This is a genomic window from Bacillus cereus group sp. Bc031 (assembly GCF_027716265.1).
In the GTDB taxonomy this organism is placed as follows: Bacteria; Bacillota; Bacilli; order Bacillales; family Bacillaceae_G; genus Bacillus_A; species Bacillus_A paranthracis.
Genome location: NZ_JAQFUL010000099.1, coordinates 1 through 16,139, shown reverse-complemented (window position 1 = coordinate 16,139; position 16,139 = coordinate 1). Strand labels below are relative to the sequence as shown.

Sequence of the window (16,139 nt, the reverse complement as noted above, 5' to 3'; positions counted from 1 at the left end):
TCGAGCTCCGATAGAATATCGAATCTCGATGGCTGCTTAGTCTTTTTAATGCTGTCTACTTGACAGGGATAAGACCAACCTAAGGCCTTTTTATTTTTATCGCAAACTATTATACTGCGCTATAAATTAGATTTATTGTTTATATGACCTCACATCTAAATTGTAAAATACGGTTCACTTTATAAAAAAATGTCATACAACCTCATAGTCTCCTCATAGATTTCCATATAGAATAGAAGTATATAGTTTGCTATAAAAAGGAGTTGATCGTAATATGTCAAAAAAATTATATAAATCCGAAACTGATAAAATGCTATTTGGTATATGCGGTGGTTTAGGAGAATATTTTGATATTAGCTCTACTCTCATTCGCATACTTTGGGTCATTGCAGTTTTATGTTTTGGGACGGGGTTTTTAGTTTATTTTATTTGTTTATTACTTATGCCACGCTCTTACTAATAACATTCTTTCGTATATTTGAGCATAGTGTATACAAAATCCCCTATAGATTTTTCTATAGGGGATTTTTTCATGAAGAATATTTCATCGTTAAATGTAATACCGCCACTTCATCTTCTTCATTCTTATAACTATGTTTCTTATTCGCTTCAAATTGAATAGAGTCAAACTCATTTAATTCGTAAACATCGCTTTCTACTTGAATCGATACTTTCCCTTTCATTACCGTTACAAGCTCAATAGCACCTTCATGATGAGCTTCTGGTTCATATATACTATTCGACCTTAAACAAGCACGGTGCATTTCCATACCCGTTTCTTTCGTATAACGGAACATTGTTTCTAAATGCCATGCTTGTCCTACGTCTACTGCAAATCCTTCTCCGCAGCGCGCAACCGCTACAGGTTCTCCAACAACCATCAATCTCGATAAAGGAATCGATAACCCTTTCGTTATTTTCCAAATGACAGCTAACGTCGGATTCGTTTCGCCTCTTTCAATCTTTCCTAATGTTAATTTACTAACCCCTGTTTTTTGAGCTAATTCTTCTAAACTTAATTTTTGTTCATTTCGAATTTGCCTTAATAACTGACCTACTTGCTGAATGACTTCTTTCGTTTGCATATCTTCATGTTCTTTCATCTATAAAACCACCTTAAAATATAAAATAGTTTACTTTTATATAGATAAAGTATATTATACTATACATAATCATTAAATTCCGAAAGGAGTGCTATACTTCATGCGCGCAATTTTATTAGGCCTTTTATCATCAGCCTTTTTTTCCGCAACTTTTATTATAAATCGAGCGATGAATGTATCTGGAACGAGCTGGGCTTGGACAGCTTCCTTCCGTTTTTTATTTGCTCTCACTATTTTATTCCTTATCGTTTTATTTCGCAAAAACTTAAGGGAGTTATGGGAAGAATTAAAGAAACATCCATTGGCTTGGATCGGGTGGGGTTCTGTTGCTGGTATTGGTTTCTATTCTTTATTAAGTTTTGCAGCTGTCTTTTCTCCAGCTTGGCTCGTTGCTGGAACTTGGCAAGTTACTATATTAGCAGGTTTACTACTCTCGCCATTATTTTTCGTTAAAATAGAAACGAAATCAGGTACGAAACTTGTACGCGGAAAAATTCCACTTCGTAGTTTATACGTTGCATTATTTATTTTACTTGGTGTAATTTGTATGCAAACAACTGCTGCAGGTCACATTACAATAACTCAGTTCATTTCAGGGTTTTTACCTGTCGTGTTAGCTGCTTTCTTATATCCGTTCGGTAACCGAAAAATGATGGAACTTGTTGGCGGGCGTCTTGATACATTCCAACGTGTATTAGGAATGGCAATAGGCAGTCTTCCTATAACAATTTTACTTGGTATATACGGATTTTCTACTACTGGTATTCCAACATCAAGCCAAATGCTACAAGGATTTTTGTTAGCATTATGTTCTGGCGTTATAGCGACAATGACATTTTTCTTTGCTACTGACTTAGCCAAAGATAATCTCGCTCTACTTGGAGCTGTTGAAGCAACGCAAGCTGGAACGATGGTCTTTACCGTGCTTGGCGAAATTGTTTTCTTAAATGGTTCATTTCCTGGCGGGCTTTCCCTACTTGGAATGATTATTATTATGTTAGGAATGGTTGCAAATAGCATTTTAAACCGTTCTGTTCCAGTCGTTAAACAGAAAAAAACAGCATAAAAAAAGAGTATGGTTCTGTAACAAAGAACTATACTCTTTTTTATTGTCTCCCTATTGCGCCTTATCAGAATAGTATTTCATTAACGGTTTATACTAAAACCTATGTTATAATACGGTTCATGCGCAACAATAGGAGGTAAATTATGTTAAAAAAAGCAATCGCTGAATTTATTGGTACGTTTGTACTAGTATTATTCGGAACTGGAGTAGCTGTCATTGGCGGCGGAATTGAAGGAATTGGAACATTAGGAATCGCTATGGCTTTCGGTCTATCTATTGTGGCTATGGCATATAGCATCGGAACAATTTCTGGATGTCACATTAACCCAGCAGTATCAGTAGCTATGTTCATCAATAAAAGAATGAACGCTATGGAACTTTGTTATTATGTATTAGCTCAAATTTTAGGTGGTTTATTAGGAACTGCAACGTTAGTAACAATTTTAAAATCTGCTAAAACACCTTTAGATAATTTAGGACAAAACGGTTTTGGAACTCTTGGTTTATCTGGAGCATTTCTAGTTGAATTTATTTTAACTTTCGTATTCATTTTAGTGATCGTTGCTGTAACAGGTAAAAAAGGAAGTTCTTCTCTAGCAGGATTAGTAATTGGTTTCACATTAGTTTTAGTTCACTTATTAGGTATTCCTTCCGTTAACTGGAACTTCTGTTAACCCAGCTCGTAGTATCGCCCCAGCTTTATTCGCTGGCGGAGAAGCCCTTTCTCAACTATGGGTATTCATCATCGCACCAATTCTTGGTGGTATCGTAGCAGCTATCGTAGGTAAATTCATTTTAAATACTGAAAAATAGAATTTTCAATATTTCTGAATAAAAAAAGGCGAGCCCTCATTATGAGGATGCTCGCTTTTTTACTCTTTCATTTTAGACTTTAAATTTGTAACTAGTTGATCTACCGTTACATTTGCAAGTACATTTTCCATCGCTTCTTGTGCTTGCATTAAAATAATTTCTAATACTGATTGAATATTAGCTCCTACTGGACATTCAATGTTGGGATTTTCATGGAAGGAAAATAGCTGTCCTTCTTCTACAACTTCCACTGCTTTATATACATCAAGTAATGTAATTTCTTCTAAATCACGAGCAAGTGTCGTACCACCTTTACCAGCTTGTACATCAACAAGTCCTGCTCTCTTCAACATTCCTGTAATGCGACGAATCACAACTGGATTTGTATTCACACTACCGGCAATCCATTCAGAGGTACAGCGAGAGTTTCGATCTATCGCAAGTAATGTCAGCATATGAACACCTACTGTAAAACGACTACTAATTCCCATCTGCACACCCTCCTTTTTATTCATTCTATTAAAAGACGACTCTTATTATTATATACTATTTTTAATTTATACATAAAGAAAAAGCATGATTTCATTAGGAAATCATGCTTTTCTCTCATTATTGACGCTTTATAAATTTCGCTAAGTCTTTAAATTTCACTTTGTCTGAGTAATTCATTACACCATTTACGTAAATGCGGCTTGTAACAGCACTTAATATACCGATTGTCGCTAAAAGCCCCGCCAATGTTATCATAATTTCTAACATACCAGTTTCGCCAGCTACAAAGCGAGAGAATGTAACCATCGGGGTAAAGAATGGAACATAAGAGCTTATAACAACGATAGTACTATTTGGGTCACCTAATGATTTAAGACTTATAAAGAATGCTGCAATTATTAAAATTGAAATCGGTAGCATTACACCTTGCAAATCCTCAGTCTTAGAAACAACCGCACCAGCAGCTGCATACATCATCGCATACAGGAAATATCCTGTAACAAAATAAATTAAGAACATACCGATTATTTTTGCATCTAACTTTGTAACATCAATTACGCCAAATAATGAACCATTTTCTAAATCTATCCACCCTAGTAAATAAGGAACTAAATAACCACATGCTAATATGATAAGTTGCAATAACGCCGTTGAAACAACCGCTAAAATTTTTGCATACATCATCGTAAGAGGTTTTACTTTCGGAATCATAACTTCCATAACGCGAGAAGCTTTTTCAGAAGCAATATTCATCGCAATTGTGCTTCCGAACGCAACAATAAACATATATAAAGCGAATATGAAGAAATATGCAATTCCGGCAGAGGCAGAACGATCTTTTATTGCTTCTTGTTTCACGGAAATGTCCGTTTGTAATTGTTGTGCAATTTCTGGTGAAACATTATGCTTAGCAACAGTTACCGCCATATATTGCCCCTTTAAATAACTACCTATAATTGTAGAAGTTGTTTCACTAGCGAACCCATTAAACATATACGTAATTTCTGGAACTCCATTCTTTTCAGTTACACGAAACAAGCCGTCTAACTCGCCTTCTTCTACTTGTTTATGTAGTTTATTGAAATCTTCTTTTGAACCAATTGTTAATTTAGCTGATGGTAATAACTTAGTTAACTCTTCTTTTTGGATTTTATATGTAGAACTCTCTGACACAACTGCAATTTTATCTTTATCCTTATTTTTATCATTATTTGAAGTAAGATGATTGAACGCAAAAATTCCAAAAACAATTAAAAATAAAATTGCGCTCATAATTAATGATTTTTTAGATAAAAATGCTTCTCTAAAATAAAATGAAAATACGTGAGAAAATTTACGCATCGTTATTTCGCCCTCTCTACAAAGATTTCGTTTAACGTCGGCTCTAACATCTTAAATTGTCGTAAGGTAACACCTTGTTCTTGTAATTGTTGTAAAATGTTTAGAGCTTCTGCATCATCTTGTACTCGCACATAAAGAAGGCCTTGTTGTTTTTCATACGATACATGTATAGCTTCTAATCCCTTCTCATTCACTTCTGTATCTTCAATCGTTAAATTACGAAAACCATATTGTTTTTTAATATCACTTAACTGGCCTTTTACGACTGCTTCGCCTTTTTTCAAAATACATACATGTTGGCAAAAAGCCTCTACTTGTTCCATACGATGACTAGATAAAATAATTGTCTTTCCGCTCTGTACTTGTTCTTCAATAATGCTAGCTAACATTCCAGCATTCACTGGATCCAGTCCGCTAAATGGCTCATCTAAAATGAGAAGTTCTGGATTATGAAGAAGAGCAGCAATTAATTGAATTTTTTGCTGGTTCCCTTTTGAAAGCTCTCCTGCTGTTTTAAATTTATATTCTGGTATTGCTAATCGATCTAACCAATGATCAATAGCAAGATCTACTTCTTTTTTCGTCATTCCTTCTAATCTACCAAAATATCGCAACTGGTCTATTACTCTACTTTTAGTATATAAACCTCTTTCTTCTGGTAAGTATCCTATCGTTACCCCACTAGTCCCAAATGGTTTTCCATCCCATGTAATAGAGCCTTCATTAGGCGTTAATAATCCGAGAAGCATTTTGATTGTCGTTGTTTTTCCTGCACCATTTCGTCCAAGTAATCCTAACACTTCACCTTTTGGTAACGAAATTTGCAAGCCGTTAACTGCTTTTGATTCCCCAAATTGTTTCGTTAAGTTTTGAATTTGTAAACTCAAAGTATAAAGCCTCCCCTTTAGTATCATTCATACTCTCTTTCAAAGACTATGTTTATTCAGGATAAAATATAGCACTACACTCCATCCTCTTATTATGTAGCATCTCTCTAATCCATCATTTGTTTCATTTAGTTAAAATTGTAAATAAAATTACATAGTTTGTCAATTATTATTGTCATTTCGACAATTAAACTTGTCAAAATAATTCCCATCATTTTTTCTCATCTTTCTAATATAGGACATACTACTATATATACAAAAGACAATATGCAAATGTTCATACAAAAAATATTATTTTTCGATATATAATATTAACTGGTTTTCTAACATCAAGGAGGGTACATATGAAGGTGAAAAGGGGCATTACCACTTTATTATCTGTAGCGGTTCTATCTACATCACTTGTAGCATGTTCAGGAACACAAGAGAAAACAGTGGCGAAAGAAGAGAAAGTAAAATTAACAGACCAGCAATTAATGGCTGATTTATGGTATCAAACAGCCGGTGAAACGAAAGCACTGTACTACCAAGGATACAATATCGGTCAATTGAAACTTGATGCAGCTCTTGCAAAAGGGACAGAGAAAAAACCTGCTATCGTACTTGATTTAGATGAAACTGTTTTAGATAATAGTCCTCATCAAGCAATGAGCGTAAAAACAGGCAAAGGCTATCCATATAAATGGGATGACTGGATTAATAAAGCTGAAGCTGAGGCCCTTCCAGGTTCAATTGATTTCTTAAAATATACAGAGTCTAAAGGAGTAGACATTTACTACATCTCAAATCGTAAAACGAACCAATTAGATGCAACAATTAAAAATCTTGAGCGTGTAGGCGCTCCTCAAGCAACAAAAGAACATATATTACTACAAGATCCGAAAGAAAAAGGAAAAGAAAAACGACGTGAACTCGTTTCTCAAACACATGATATCGTCTTATTCTTCGGTGATAACTTATCTGACTTCACTGGTTTTGATGGAAAGTCTGTAAAGGACCGAAACCAAGCAGTCTCAGATTCAAAAGCACAATTTGGGGAGAAATTTATTATTTTCCCAAATCCAATGTATGGCGATTGGGAAGGCGCTTTATATGATTATGATTTCAAAAAATCAGATGCAGAAAAAGATAAAATCCGTCGTGACAACTTAAAATCATTTGATGCAAAATAAAGAGGATGGCATTCGCCATCCTCTTTATTTTACTTTCTCTGTTAAAGGCAAGATAAACACTTCTACACGCCTATTTTTCGCCTTTCCTTCTTGTGTATCATTTGGAGCAATTGAACGGTATTCTCCGTAACCAATTGCACTAAATTTTTCTGGTTGTAATTCTTTATTTTGGAGCAATACTTGCATAAAATTAACTGCCCGCTGCGTACTTAATTCCCAATTTGATGCAAATTGGGAATTTGCAATAGGGACATTATCTGTATGACCAGATACTGTAATTTCACGAGGTGACGCTGAAACAAGTAAGCTAGACATTTCTTTCGCAATCCCTAGTGATTCTAACTTCACATCTGCTTTTCCGGAATCAAACAGTACATTCTCTAATATTGTCACCATTAATCCCTTTTCAGTTAATTTAGTTTGAAAAGAAGAGGATAATTGTTTCTCATTAATATATTGATCAATCTTTTTTTGTAATGCTTTCAATTCATCCATTTCTTTTTTTTCTTTTTCTCTAGCTTCTTCTTGTTTTTTTGCTTGTTCTGCCTCAAGGCTACTTGCTGATAATTCCTTTTCATCATTTGGCTTCTGATCACTTAAAAATTCTTTGTTACCGGTTCCACCTGCTAGTTCGCTTCGAAACGCTACTGCCATCTGTTTAAACTTCGCTGCATCTATACTACTCATTGCGAATAAAACGATAAACAGTGCAAATAACAACGTTAACATATCAGAATATGGAATTAACCACGTTTCATCGATATGTTCCTCATGTTTTTTCTTTTTGCCTCTTCTATTTTTCTTACTCCGCATTTTTCTCTGCTCCTTTTTCTAGCTTTTTACGCTCAGTCGCAGATAGTGAACCTAAAATGCGGTTCTTCATAATAAACGGATATGTACCTTCTTGTAACATTAATAAACAATCAATAATTAAACGCTTTTTTTCGATTTCAGCTGCAGATTTTTGTTTTAACTTATTAGCAAATGGATGCCATAATACATAACCTGAAAAAATACCAAAAATCGTCGCAATAAACGCACCTGAAATAGCATGTCCTAACTTTTCAATATCAGTTAAATTACCAAGTGCAGCTACAAGACCGATAACAGCACCTAAAACCCCTAATGTTGGTGCATATGTACCAGCTTGAGAAAAAATTGCAGCTCCCTTTGCATGCCTTTCCTCAATTGCTTCTAATTCAGCTTCTAAAATCTGTTCTAAATCTTCTGCAGATACGCCATCAATTACAAATTTCATACCACGTAAAAGAAATTCATCTTGAATTTTGTCTAATTGTTGCTCTAAAGACAAAATACCGTATTTTCTACTTTCTGATGTCCAATGAACAAATAATTCTAGCAACTGTTCATAACTTAAATCCTTTTTATTTGAACCAAAAAGAACTTTAAATAATTTTGGAACTCTTTTTAGTTGATTCATCGGAAAGGCTATACATACTGCAGCAAATGTACCGATAAAAATAATTAATGCTGCGGCAGGATTCAATAAGGCTGTTACGTCAGCGCCCTTGACGACCATCCCTACTACCACTGCTACAAATCCTAAAATAAGTCCAATAATTGTTGCAAAATCCATTCCCATTCACTCCTAGTCTATACAAGAAGTTCTTTATTCTCGATAATCGCTACATCTTCTTATATATATATATTACATAAAAAATTCATTTCATGAAAGATAAGAAATGAATTAAATGAAAAAATACTACAATTTCACACATTTTCTGACATTTTCTTTGCATTTCTATTACGTTACGATTCTTATATTTCTTTTTCATTAAACTAGACTTATAATAAGAAACGATACACATTTTATTAAGAAAGGACTGTGATTACAAGGCATCATGAAAAAGATAATTATTATTTCTGCCACTACTATTGTAATCGGTATCACTTCTTTCGCTTACTTTAGTTCTAAATCACCATTACAAAATAATGCGAAAGCTGTCGAAAGTCAACAGCATAGTAACCACCAAAAAGAAGAGATTCCTGCTTTTCCAAAAGCTGATCATAATGCAAAGAAGCTAGACAATGATTTTTCCGTTGTAACAAATCCAGAGTCTAATCTTGTATTAGTTAATAAACATCGAAAACTACCAGACGGATACATACCTGAAGACTTAACGAGACCAAACGTACCATTTACTAGTCCAAAAGATAAAGAAAAAACATTGCTGCGCAAAGATGCTGCAAATGCGCTTGAAAGTATGTTTGAAGTGGCAAAGAAAGAAGGACTTGAACTTACAGCTGTATCTGGTTATCGTTCATACAAACGCCAAAAATCATTACATGATACATACGTTAGACGCCAAGGAAAAGCTGAGGCGGATTCAGTAAGTGCCATTCCCGGTACGAGTGAACATCAAACTGGTTTAGCAATGGATATTAGTTCAAAATCTGCTAAATTCCAATTAGAGCCTATTTTTGGAGAGACAAACGAAGGTAAATGGGTTGCAAAACATGCTCATGAATTTGGCTTTGTCATTCGTTATTTAGAAGATAAAACAGAAACAACAGAATACTCATATGAACCGTGGCATTTGCGCTACGTTGGAAATCCATACGCTACATACATATATAAACATCATTTAACATTAGAAGAGGCGCTGGAAGACAAAAAATAAGAGAGCAATTTGCTCTCTTATTTTTCTTTCACTCTATCATTGTATTAATTTTTCCTTCCACTCTTCAGGCCACGGTTCACCTCTTCCCGTTTTTTTCGACGCTTGGACCATCATTCCACGACCAACTAAACAAACCTCTCCTTCTGCATTCTTCACCATATAATGCAAATCTAATGAAGAATTTCCAACTGATCCCGCTTTTACATACACCTTCAACTGTTCATCAAAATATATTTGTTTAATAAAATTACATTGTAAATCCGCAACAACAATCATCGTTTCTGAAGATTCATGCGTCCATTCTTGCATAAATCCAAGTTCTTTAAACAATGCGATACGCGCTTCTTCAAAATAGGTGAAGGCAACGACATTATTTACATGTCCAAACATATCTACTTCACCAAAACGAACCTTTACAGGATTGTAAAACGAAAAACCACTTTCCCATTGCTCAAAGTCTTCAATATAAGAAATCCTCTTCATTGTTCCCTCTCCTTTTCGTTTTAAAATAAACAGAATAAACAGAAAAATATAGTTATAAATATTGCCCCTTCGAAATGAAGAGGCAATATTTTTTAATAGTTATTGTCGCTACCAAAGAAATCTTTGAACGATTGAATTGTTGTATCACGGTTTAACGCCGCAATTGAAGTTGTTAATGGAATACCCTTTGGACATGATTGCACACAGTTTTGAGAGTTACCACAGTTTGCAAGTCCTCCATCACCCATAATTGCACGTAAGCGATCTGCTTTATGCATTTCACCCGTTGGATGTGAGTTAAATAAACGAGCTTGTGATAACGGTGCTGGTCCAATAAAGTCCGATTTACTATTTACGTTTGGACATGATTCTAAGCAAACACCACATGTCATACATTTTGAAAGCTCATAAGCCCATTGACGTTTCTTCTCTGGCATCCTTGGTCCTGGTCCTAAGTCATACGTACCATCAATTGGAATCCAAGCTTTAACACGTTTTAGAGCATTAAACATGCGACTACGGTCAACTTGTAAGTCACGAACAACCGGGAATGTCTTCATCGGTTTTAAGCGAATTGGTTGTTCTAATTGATCGATAAGCGCTGTACATGATTGACGTGGTTTTCCGTTAATCACCATCGAACATGCACCACATACTTCCTCTAAACAGTTCATATCCCATGCAATCGGAGTTGTTTTGTTTCCTTTTGAATCAACAGGATTACGACGAATTTCCATAAGCGCCGAAATAATATTCATATTCGGACGATACGGAATTTCAAACTCTTGGTCAAACGCTTGCGCATCTGGTCCGTCTTGTCTCGTAATGATGAGGCGGATTGTTTTCTCAGACATGTTGTTTATCCCCCTTCTCTTCACTCTTAGCAGCTACATCGTGTTTTGAAGAATAATCACGTTTACGTGGTTTAATTAATGAAATATCCACGTCTTCGTAATGGAATGCCGGTGCATTTCCTTCTCCTTCAAATTTCGCCATCGTAGTTTTTAAGAAGTTTGCATCATCACGATTTGGGAATTCAGGTTTGTAATGCGCCCCACGACTCTCATTACGGTTATATGCGCCAATTGTAATAACACGTGCTAATTCAAACATATTTGCAAGTTGGCGTGTAAATGAAGCACCTTGGTTGCTCCATCTCGCTGTATCGTTAATGTTAATACGTTTGTAGCGAGCCATTAACTCTTCAATTTTTGCATCTGTTTCTAATAATTTTTTATTTTCACGAACTACTGTAACGTTATCTGTCATCCATTCTCCAAGCTCTTTATGAAGAACATACGCATTTTCGTTACCATCGAGCGTTAAAATATTGTTAAATTTCTCTGTTTCGATTAATTCATTTTGTTCATACACAGTAGATGAAACAGCATCTGATGATTTAGAAAGACCTTTCATATATTCAATTGCATTTGGTCCTGCTACCATACCACCGTAAATTGCTGATAATAGTGAGTTTGCGCCAAGACGGTTACCACCGTGCATAGAATAATCACACTCACCTGCTGCAAATAAACCTGGAATGCTTGTCATCTGCTTATAATCAACCCATAGCCCGCCCATTGAATAGTGAACAGCTGGGAAGATTTTCATTGGTAGTTTACGAGGATCATCACCTGTAAATTTCTCATAGATTTCAATAATTCCACCAAGTTTAATATCTAGTTCTTTCGGATCTTTATGAGAAAGATCTAAGTACACCATGTTTTCACCGTTAATACCTAGTTTTTGCTCTACGCAAACATCAAAGATTTCACGCGTTGCGATATCACGAGGTACAAGGTTTCCGTAAGCCGGATATTTTTCTTCTAAGAAATACCATGGTTTACCATCTTTATATGTCCAAACACGTCCACCTTCACCACGTGCAGATTCACTCATCAGACGTAATTTATCGTCTCCAGGAATTGCCGTTGGGTGAATTTGAATGAACTCACCGTTTGCATAATATGCGCCTTGTTGATATACAGCAGAAGCTGCTGTACCTGTATTGATAATAGAGTTTGTTGATTTTCCGAAGATGATACCAGGGCCCCCTGTTGCCATAATCACGGCATCAGCTCGGAAACTTCTAATCTCCATAGTTTGTAAGTCTTGTGCAACGATTCCTCGGCACACACCTTCATCATCAATAACAGCTCGTAAGAAATCCCAACCTTCATATTTCGTTACAAGTCCTGCTACTTCGTGACGACGTACTTGCTCATCTAATGCGTATAGTAATTGCTGTCCAGTTGTTGCACCAGCAAATGCTGTACGGTGATGTTGAGTTCCACCAAAACGACGGAAATCAAGAAGTCCTTCTTCCGTACGGTTGAACATAACACCCATACGGTCCATTAAATGAATGATACCAGGTGCTGCTTCACACATTGCTTTAACTGGTGGTTGGTTCGCTAAGAAGTCCCCACCATAAATTGTATCGTCAAAGTGGATCCATGGAGAATCCCCTTCACCTTTCGTATTTACGGCACCGTTAATTCCACCTTGGGCACATACAGAATGCGAACGTTTTACTGGTACTAAAGAGAACAGTTCAACATTTACTCCTGCTTCCGCCGCTTTAATCGTTGCCATTAAGCCAGCCAAGCCACCGCCGACTACTATAAGTTTCCCTTTCATGCTCTCCCACTCCTTACTGGTTTGCTAGCTGTGGATCGATGAACGCTAATAATGCACTCACACCTACATAAGATAGACCTAAGAAAATAGCTAATGTTACATAAGTAGAGATTCTTTGTGAACGTGGAGATACTGTAATTCCCCAGCTGATGCAGAATGTCCATAGTCCATTTGCAAAGTGGAAAATTGTTGAAACAACACCAACTAAGTAGAATGCAAACATAGCTGGATTGTTTAAAATATCTGCCATCATGTCATAGTTTACCTCTTTACCTAACGCTGCTTGAATACGAGTTTCCCAGACGTGCCAAGAAATGAAAATCAGTGTAACGATACCTGAAATTCTTTGGGAGACGAACATCCAGTTACGGAAATAACCGTAAGAAACCGCATTGTTCTTAGCTGTAAATGCAATATATAAGCCATATATAGCATGGTACAGTATTGGTAAAAAGATAATGAAAATTTCTAGCGCATACCGGAATGGAAGGAGCTCCATAAAGCCTGCAGCTTTGTTAAAAGCCTCTGCTCCTCGTGTTGCAAAGTTGTTTACAATTAAATGTTGCGTCAAAAAGACACCAACCGGGATGACCCCCATTAATGAGTGCCACTTACGAAACGTATACTCGCGGCCTTTCATGTCCCCATTACCCCCCTTGAATGATTGACTGCTGTTTTCAGATTAGTTTATGGCAATAATGTTTTTTCACTATTGGCATAAGAAAAACTGAAAAAATTATTCGAAATATTTCAGCATAATTTGATACCAAGTTCATTTTACTCCTATTTTTGTCGAAGCGTCAAGAAAACGTATACATAATTTGCATATAATTTGCCAATTCTTTTTTTCTTCTTATATATTCAGATTTTCCCAAAGAAAAATCTGTTTTTATAAATGAGAAATGTTATATAATAATCCCTATAGAAAGAGGGGAATATTGTGAGTAAAAATACAATCGATACAACATCTTTAGAAGATGTTTCATTGAACGCCTTCGCTTACGAATTGCTACGTGAAGAATTACTACCTGATTTAATCGGTAACGATCTAGATGGTATTTTATACTGGTCCGGTAGAAACCTTGCAAGAAAATATCCACTAGACACAATTGAAGAAGTCATTCAGTTCTTTGAAAAAGCTGGCTGGGGCACTTTAAGCATTATTGAACATAAGCGTCGTGAAATGCAGTTCCAACTTAAAGGCACACTCATCGCTGAACGTCAAAAACAAAAAAGACATTCTTCTTATCAATTAGAAGCTGGGTTCATCGCTGAACAAATTCAAAAGCAACGAAACGTCGTTGCAGAGTCCTACGAAGAAAAGAAAAAACGTTCAGACTCTATTACATTTCTCGTAAAATGGGATATAAAAGATCTCATTGAAGTGTAGCATTACCCACAGTCAACTAGACATATCAGTTTAGTTGACTTTTTGCATTTTCATTCATTTGAATTTATTTTAAATCTTCAGAAATTATACCAAAAAATAGAAGACGTTGTAAACTACAACGTCTTCTTATCCGCTAAATAACTATAAATCGTCTCTGCGACATTTTTCGGCATACCCACTTCGACAAATTCTGTTACAGAAGCCTCTTTCATCTTTTTTAGCGATCCGAAATGTTTTAACAATATCTTTTTTCGTTTATCTCCAATTCCAGGAATATCATCGAGTGCCGATTGAATGACAGATTTCCCGTGTAATTGACGATGGAATGTAATTGCAAATCGATGCACTTCATCTTGAATGCGCTGCAATAAATAAAATTCTTGGCTATTTCTCTCAAGCATCACAGGTTCAGGTGGATCTCCAATAATTAAATGAGATGTTTTATGTTTGTCATCTTTTACAAGACCTGCCATCGGAATATATAAACCGAGCTCATTTTCTAAAACATCACTTGCAGCCGCCAGATGACCTTTTCCGCCATCAATAATGATTAAATCTGGTAAAGGTAACCCCTCTTTCAGCGCCCTTGTATAACGGCGTCTCACAACTTCTCTCATAGACTCATAATCATCTGGTCCTTGAACTGTTTTAATTTTATATTTCCTGTATTCTTTCTTAGCTGGTTTCCCATCAATAAAAGCAATCATTGCCGAAACAGGATTTGTCCCTTGAATATTTGAGTTATCAAACGCTTCAATACGATAAGGCGTTTCAATTCCGAGCTGCTTCCCTAAATTCTCTACCGCTTTAATCGTTCGCTCTTCATCACGTTCAATTAAATAGAATTTCTCTTCCAAGGCAATCTTCGCATTTTTATTTGCCAGTTCTACAAGATCTTTTTTCTTACCGCGTTTCGGCTGTGTCGCTTCCACTTCTAAAAAGCGTTCTACTAATTCTGAGTCTATACTTCCTGGAACGACAATTTCCTTCGGCTTAAAATGACTGCTGTTTTCATAAAATTGACCGATAAACGTTAAGAACCCCTCTTCTGGTTCATCGTAGATTGGAAACATAGAAACATCACGTTCGATTAGCTTTCCTTTTCGAACGAAGAAAACTTGAACACACATCCACCCTTTATCAACTGCATAGCCAAACACATCACGGTCCACTAAATCACTCATAATCATCTTTTGTTTTTCCATAATCGCATCGATATGAGCGATTTGATCACGTAACTCTTTTGCACGTTCAAACTCTAGTTTCTCTGAAGCTTCATACATTTTTGTTTCTAATTCCGAACGAACTTCTTTATGTCCACCATTTAAAAACTTAATAATTTCATCTACAATTTCTTTATTTTGTTCTTCCGTAACTTCTTTCACACAAGGTGCTAAACATTGACCCATATGATAATATAAACAAACTTTATCGGGCATATTTGAGCACTTACGAAGCGGGTACATACGATCTAGCAGTTTTTTCGTTTCATGAGCTGATTGTGCATTCGGATAAGGACCAAAATACTTTCCCTTATCCTTTTTTACATTTCGCGTAATAAGTAATCGCGGTTGTTTCTCAGCTGTAATTTTAATAAAAGGATATGTTTTATCATCTTTTAATTGAATATTATATTTTGGGTCATGTTTTTTTATTAAGTTTAACTCCAAAATGAGCGCCTCTAGATTTGAGGAGGTTACAATATATTCAAAATCTACAATTTCCCCTACTAGCCGAAGTGTTTTTCCATCATGCGAACCAGTAAAGTACGAGCGCACACGATTTTTAAGCACTTTTGCCTTTCCGACATATATAACCGTTCCTTGCTTATCTTTCATTAAATAACAACCAGGTTGATCTGGTAAAATAGCCAACTTCTCTTTTAAATGTTCGTGCACTCGTTACCCTCCATTTCTACATGCTTAGCATTTTTATTTTCACATGAAAACATACTATGCCAAAACACCCAACATACGTTCTTTCATTGTAACGGAAAGGTGTAAAAAAGGAAAATAAAAAAGGCTACCAAATGGTCATAGCCATCAAGTTTAAAAAATAAGTCCGATGCCTTTTGGCATCGGACTTATTTTTTAAAACTTGAGAGTAGAAG

16 protein-coding genes and 1 pseudogene are annotated in these 16,139 nt (G+C 35.8%); 6 read left to right on the top strand and 11 right to left on the bottom strand.

The genetic code is table 11. The features are described from left to right. The first annotated feature begins 274 nt into the window (after window positions 1-274). Window positions 275-460, top strand: a complete 186-nt coding sequence (locus PDQ33_RS25100) for a PspC domain-containing protein (protein ID WP_000038791.1) — start codon at window positions 275-277, stop codon at window positions 458-460. 70 nt (window positions 461-530) lie between these two features. On the opposite strand, the gene PDQ33_RS25095 is transcribed toward PDQ33_RS25100, so the two are convergent. After that, entirely contained in the window at window positions 531-1,103 is a 573-nt protein-coding gene (locus PDQ33_RS25095) for a helix-turn-helix domain-containing protein (protein ID WP_000658051.1), read from the bottom strand. A 100-nt stretch (window positions 1,104-1,203) separates the two neighbouring features. Between PDQ33_RS25095 and PDQ33_RS25090 the strand changes: the two genes are divergently transcribed. Further along, on the top strand, window positions 1,204-2,169 hold the full coding sequence (locus tag PDQ33_RS25090) for a DMT family transporter (RefSeq protein WP_270756797.1): 966 nt from the start codon (window positions 1,204-1,206) through the stop codon (window positions 2,167-2,169). A 143-nt stretch (window positions 2,170-2,312) separates the two neighbouring features. Further along, window positions 2,313-2,982 (top strand): annotated as a pseudogene (locus PDQ33_RS25085) (MIP/aquaporin family protein). Window positions 2,983-3,041: 59 nt separating this feature from the next. Here the strand turns inward: PDQ33_RS25085 and PDQ33_RS25080 are convergent. The 3 genes from PDQ33_RS25080 to PDQ33_RS25070 all read right to left on the bottom strand — a co-directional run bounded on the left by PDQ33_RS25080 (window position 3,042) and on the right by PDQ33_RS25070 (window position 5,702). Further along, the gene (locus tag PDQ33_RS25080; protein WP_000512998.1) at window positions 3,042-3,473 is read right to left on the bottom strand and encodes an Rrf2 family transcriptional regulator; all 432 of its coding nucleotides are present in this window, start codon (window positions 3,471-3,473) and stop codon (window positions 3,042-3,044) included. Window positions 3,474-3,591: 118 nt separating this feature from the next. Next, window positions 3,592-4,815, bottom strand: coding sequence for an ABC transporter permease (locus PDQ33_RS25075; RefSeq protein WP_001224962.1), 1,224 nt, complete (start codon window positions 4,813-4,815; stop codon window positions 3,592-3,594). 2 nt (window positions 4,816-4,817) lie between these two features. Then, window positions 4,818-5,702 (bottom strand): ABC transporter ATP-binding protein, encoded by an 885-nt coding sequence (locus tag PDQ33_RS25070; protein WP_000058123.1) that lies wholly within the window; start codon window positions 5,700-5,702, stop codon window positions 4,818-4,820. 344 nt (window positions 5,703-6,046) lie between these two features. Between PDQ33_RS25070 and PDQ33_RS25065 the strand changes: the two genes are divergently transcribed. After that, complete coding sequence (locus PDQ33_RS25065; protein WP_270394828.1) at window positions 6,047-6,874, top strand: 5'-nucleotidase, lipoprotein e(P4) family; 828 nt, start codon at window positions 6,047-6,049, stop codon at window positions 6,872-6,874. Between the two features lie 24 nt (window positions 6,875-6,898). On the opposite strand, the gene motB is transcribed toward PDQ33_RS25065, so the two are convergent. Both motB and motA read right to left on the bottom strand, forming a co-directional pair. Continuing rightward, a complete protein-coding gene (gene motB, locus PDQ33_RS25060) occupies window positions 6,899-7,687 on the bottom strand; it encodes a flagellar motor protein MotB (protein WP_001256745.1) in 789 nt (262 codons plus the stop codon). Further along, entirely contained in the window at window positions 7,677-8,471 is a 795-nt protein-coding gene (motA, locus tag PDQ33_RS25055) for a flagellar motor stator protein MotA (protein WP_000344858.1), read from the bottom strand. Before motA ends, motB begins: the two co-directional genes overlap by 11 nt. Window positions 8,472-8,736: 265 nt before the next feature. On the opposite strand from motA, the gene PDQ33_RS25050 reads away from it, so the two are divergent. Further along, window positions 8,737-9,516, top strand: a complete 780-nt coding sequence (locus tag PDQ33_RS25050; protein ID WP_074543105.1) for a M15 family metallopeptidase — start codon at window positions 8,737-8,739, stop codon at window positions 9,514-9,516. 36 nt (window positions 9,517-9,552) lie between these two features. On the opposite strand, the gene PDQ33_RS25045 is transcribed toward PDQ33_RS25050, so the two are convergent. From PDQ33_RS25045 to sdhC, 4 genes are all read right to left on the bottom strand, one after another. Beyond that, entirely contained in the window at window positions 9,553-9,999 is a 447-nt protein-coding gene (locus tag PDQ33_RS25045; protein WP_000822738.1) for an acyl-CoA thioesterase, read from the bottom strand. A gap of 92 nt (window positions 10,000-10,091) precedes the next feature. Beyond that, entirely contained in the window at window positions 10,092-10,853 is a 762-nt protein-coding gene (gene sdhB / locus PDQ33_RS25040; protein WP_001291826.1) for a succinate dehydrogenase iron-sulfur subunit, read from the bottom strand. After that, window positions 10,846-12,639, bottom strand: coding sequence for a succinate dehydrogenase flavoprotein subunit (gene sdhA / locus PDQ33_RS25035; protein ID WP_000676735.1), 1,794 nt, complete (start codon window positions 12,637-12,639; stop codon window positions 10,846-10,848). Before sdhA ends, sdhB begins: the two co-directional genes overlap by 8 nt. A gap of 13 nt (window positions 12,640-12,652) precedes the next feature. Next, window positions 12,653-13,279 (bottom strand): succinate dehydrogenase cytochrome B558, encoded by a 627-nt coding sequence (gene sdhC / locus PDQ33_RS25030; RefSeq protein ID WP_270756796.1) that lies wholly within the window; start codon window positions 13,277-13,279, stop codon window positions 12,653-12,655. 300 nt (window positions 13,280-13,579) lie between these two features. On the opposite strand from sdhC, the gene PDQ33_RS25025 reads away from it, so the two are divergent. After that, the gene (locus PDQ33_RS25025; protein ID WP_000042220.1) at window positions 13,580-14,029 is read left to right on the top strand and encodes a YslB family protein; all 450 of its coding nucleotides are present in this window, start codon (window positions 13,580-13,582) and stop codon (window positions 14,027-14,029) included. A 113-nt stretch (window positions 14,030-14,142) separates the two neighbouring features. Here the strand turns inward: PDQ33_RS25025 and uvrC are convergent, their stop codons facing one another. Continuing rightward, window positions 14,143-15,927, bottom strand: a complete 1,785-nt coding sequence (uvrC, locus tag PDQ33_RS25020) for an excinuclease ABC subunit C (RefSeq protein WP_270394833.1) — start codon at window positions 15,925-15,927, stop codon at window positions 14,143-14,145. Between the last annotated feature and the right edge of the window lie 212 nt (window positions 15,928-16,139).

Excerpts from the sequence above, each read along its gene's own strand:
- PDQ33_RS25080 (WP_000512998.1), bottom strand. The coding sequence starts at position 3,473 with ATGGGAATTAGTAGTCGTTTTACAGTAGGTGTTCATATGCTGACATTA.
- sdhA (WP_000676735.1), bottom strand. The coding sequence starts at position 12,639 with ATGAAAGGGAAACTTATAGTAGTCGGCGGTGGCTTGGCTGGCTTAATG.
- motA (WP_000344858.1), bottom strand. The coding sequence starts at position 8,471 with ATGGATTTTGCAACAATTATTGGACTTATTTTAGGATTTGTAGCAGTG.
- PDQ33_RS25090 (WP_270756797.1), top strand. The coding sequence starts at position 1,204 with ATGCGCGCAATTTTATTAGGCCTTTTATCATCAGCCTTTTTTTCCGCA.
- sdhC (WP_270756796.1), bottom strand. The coding sequence starts at position 13,279 with ATGAAAGGCCGCGAGTATACGTTTCGTAAGTGGCACTCATTAATGGGG.
- sdhB (WP_001291826.1), bottom strand. The coding sequence starts at position 10,853 with ATGTCTGAGAAAACAATCCGCCTCATCATTACGAGACAAGACGGACCA.
- PDQ33_RS25045 (WP_000822738.1), bottom strand. The coding sequence starts at position 9,999 with ATGAAGAGGATTTCTTATATTGAAGACTTTGAGCAATGGGAAAGTGGT.
- PDQ33_RS25100 (WP_000038791.1), top strand. The coding sequence starts at position 275 with ATGTCAAAAAAATTATATAAATCCGAAACTGATAAAATGCTATTTGGT.
- motB (WP_001256745.1), bottom strand. The coding sequence starts at position 7,687 with ATGCGGAGTAAGAAAAATAGAAGAGGCAAAAAGAAAAAACATGAGGAA.
- PDQ33_RS25075 (WP_001224962.1), bottom strand. The coding sequence starts at position 4,815 with ATGCGTAAATTTTCTCACGTATTTTCATTTTATTTTAGAGAAGCATTT.
- PDQ33_RS25065 (WP_270394828.1), top strand. The coding sequence starts at position 6,047 with ATGAAGGTGAAAAGGGGCATTACCACTTTATTATCTGTAGCGGTTCTA.
- PDQ33_RS25050 (WP_074543105.1), top strand. The coding sequence starts at position 8,737 with ATGAAAAAGATAATTATTATTTCTGCCACTACTATTGTAATCGGTATC.
- PDQ33_RS25095 (WP_000658051.1), bottom strand. The coding sequence starts at position 1,103 with ATGAAAGAACATGAAGATATGCAAACGAAAGAAGTCATTCAGCAAGTA.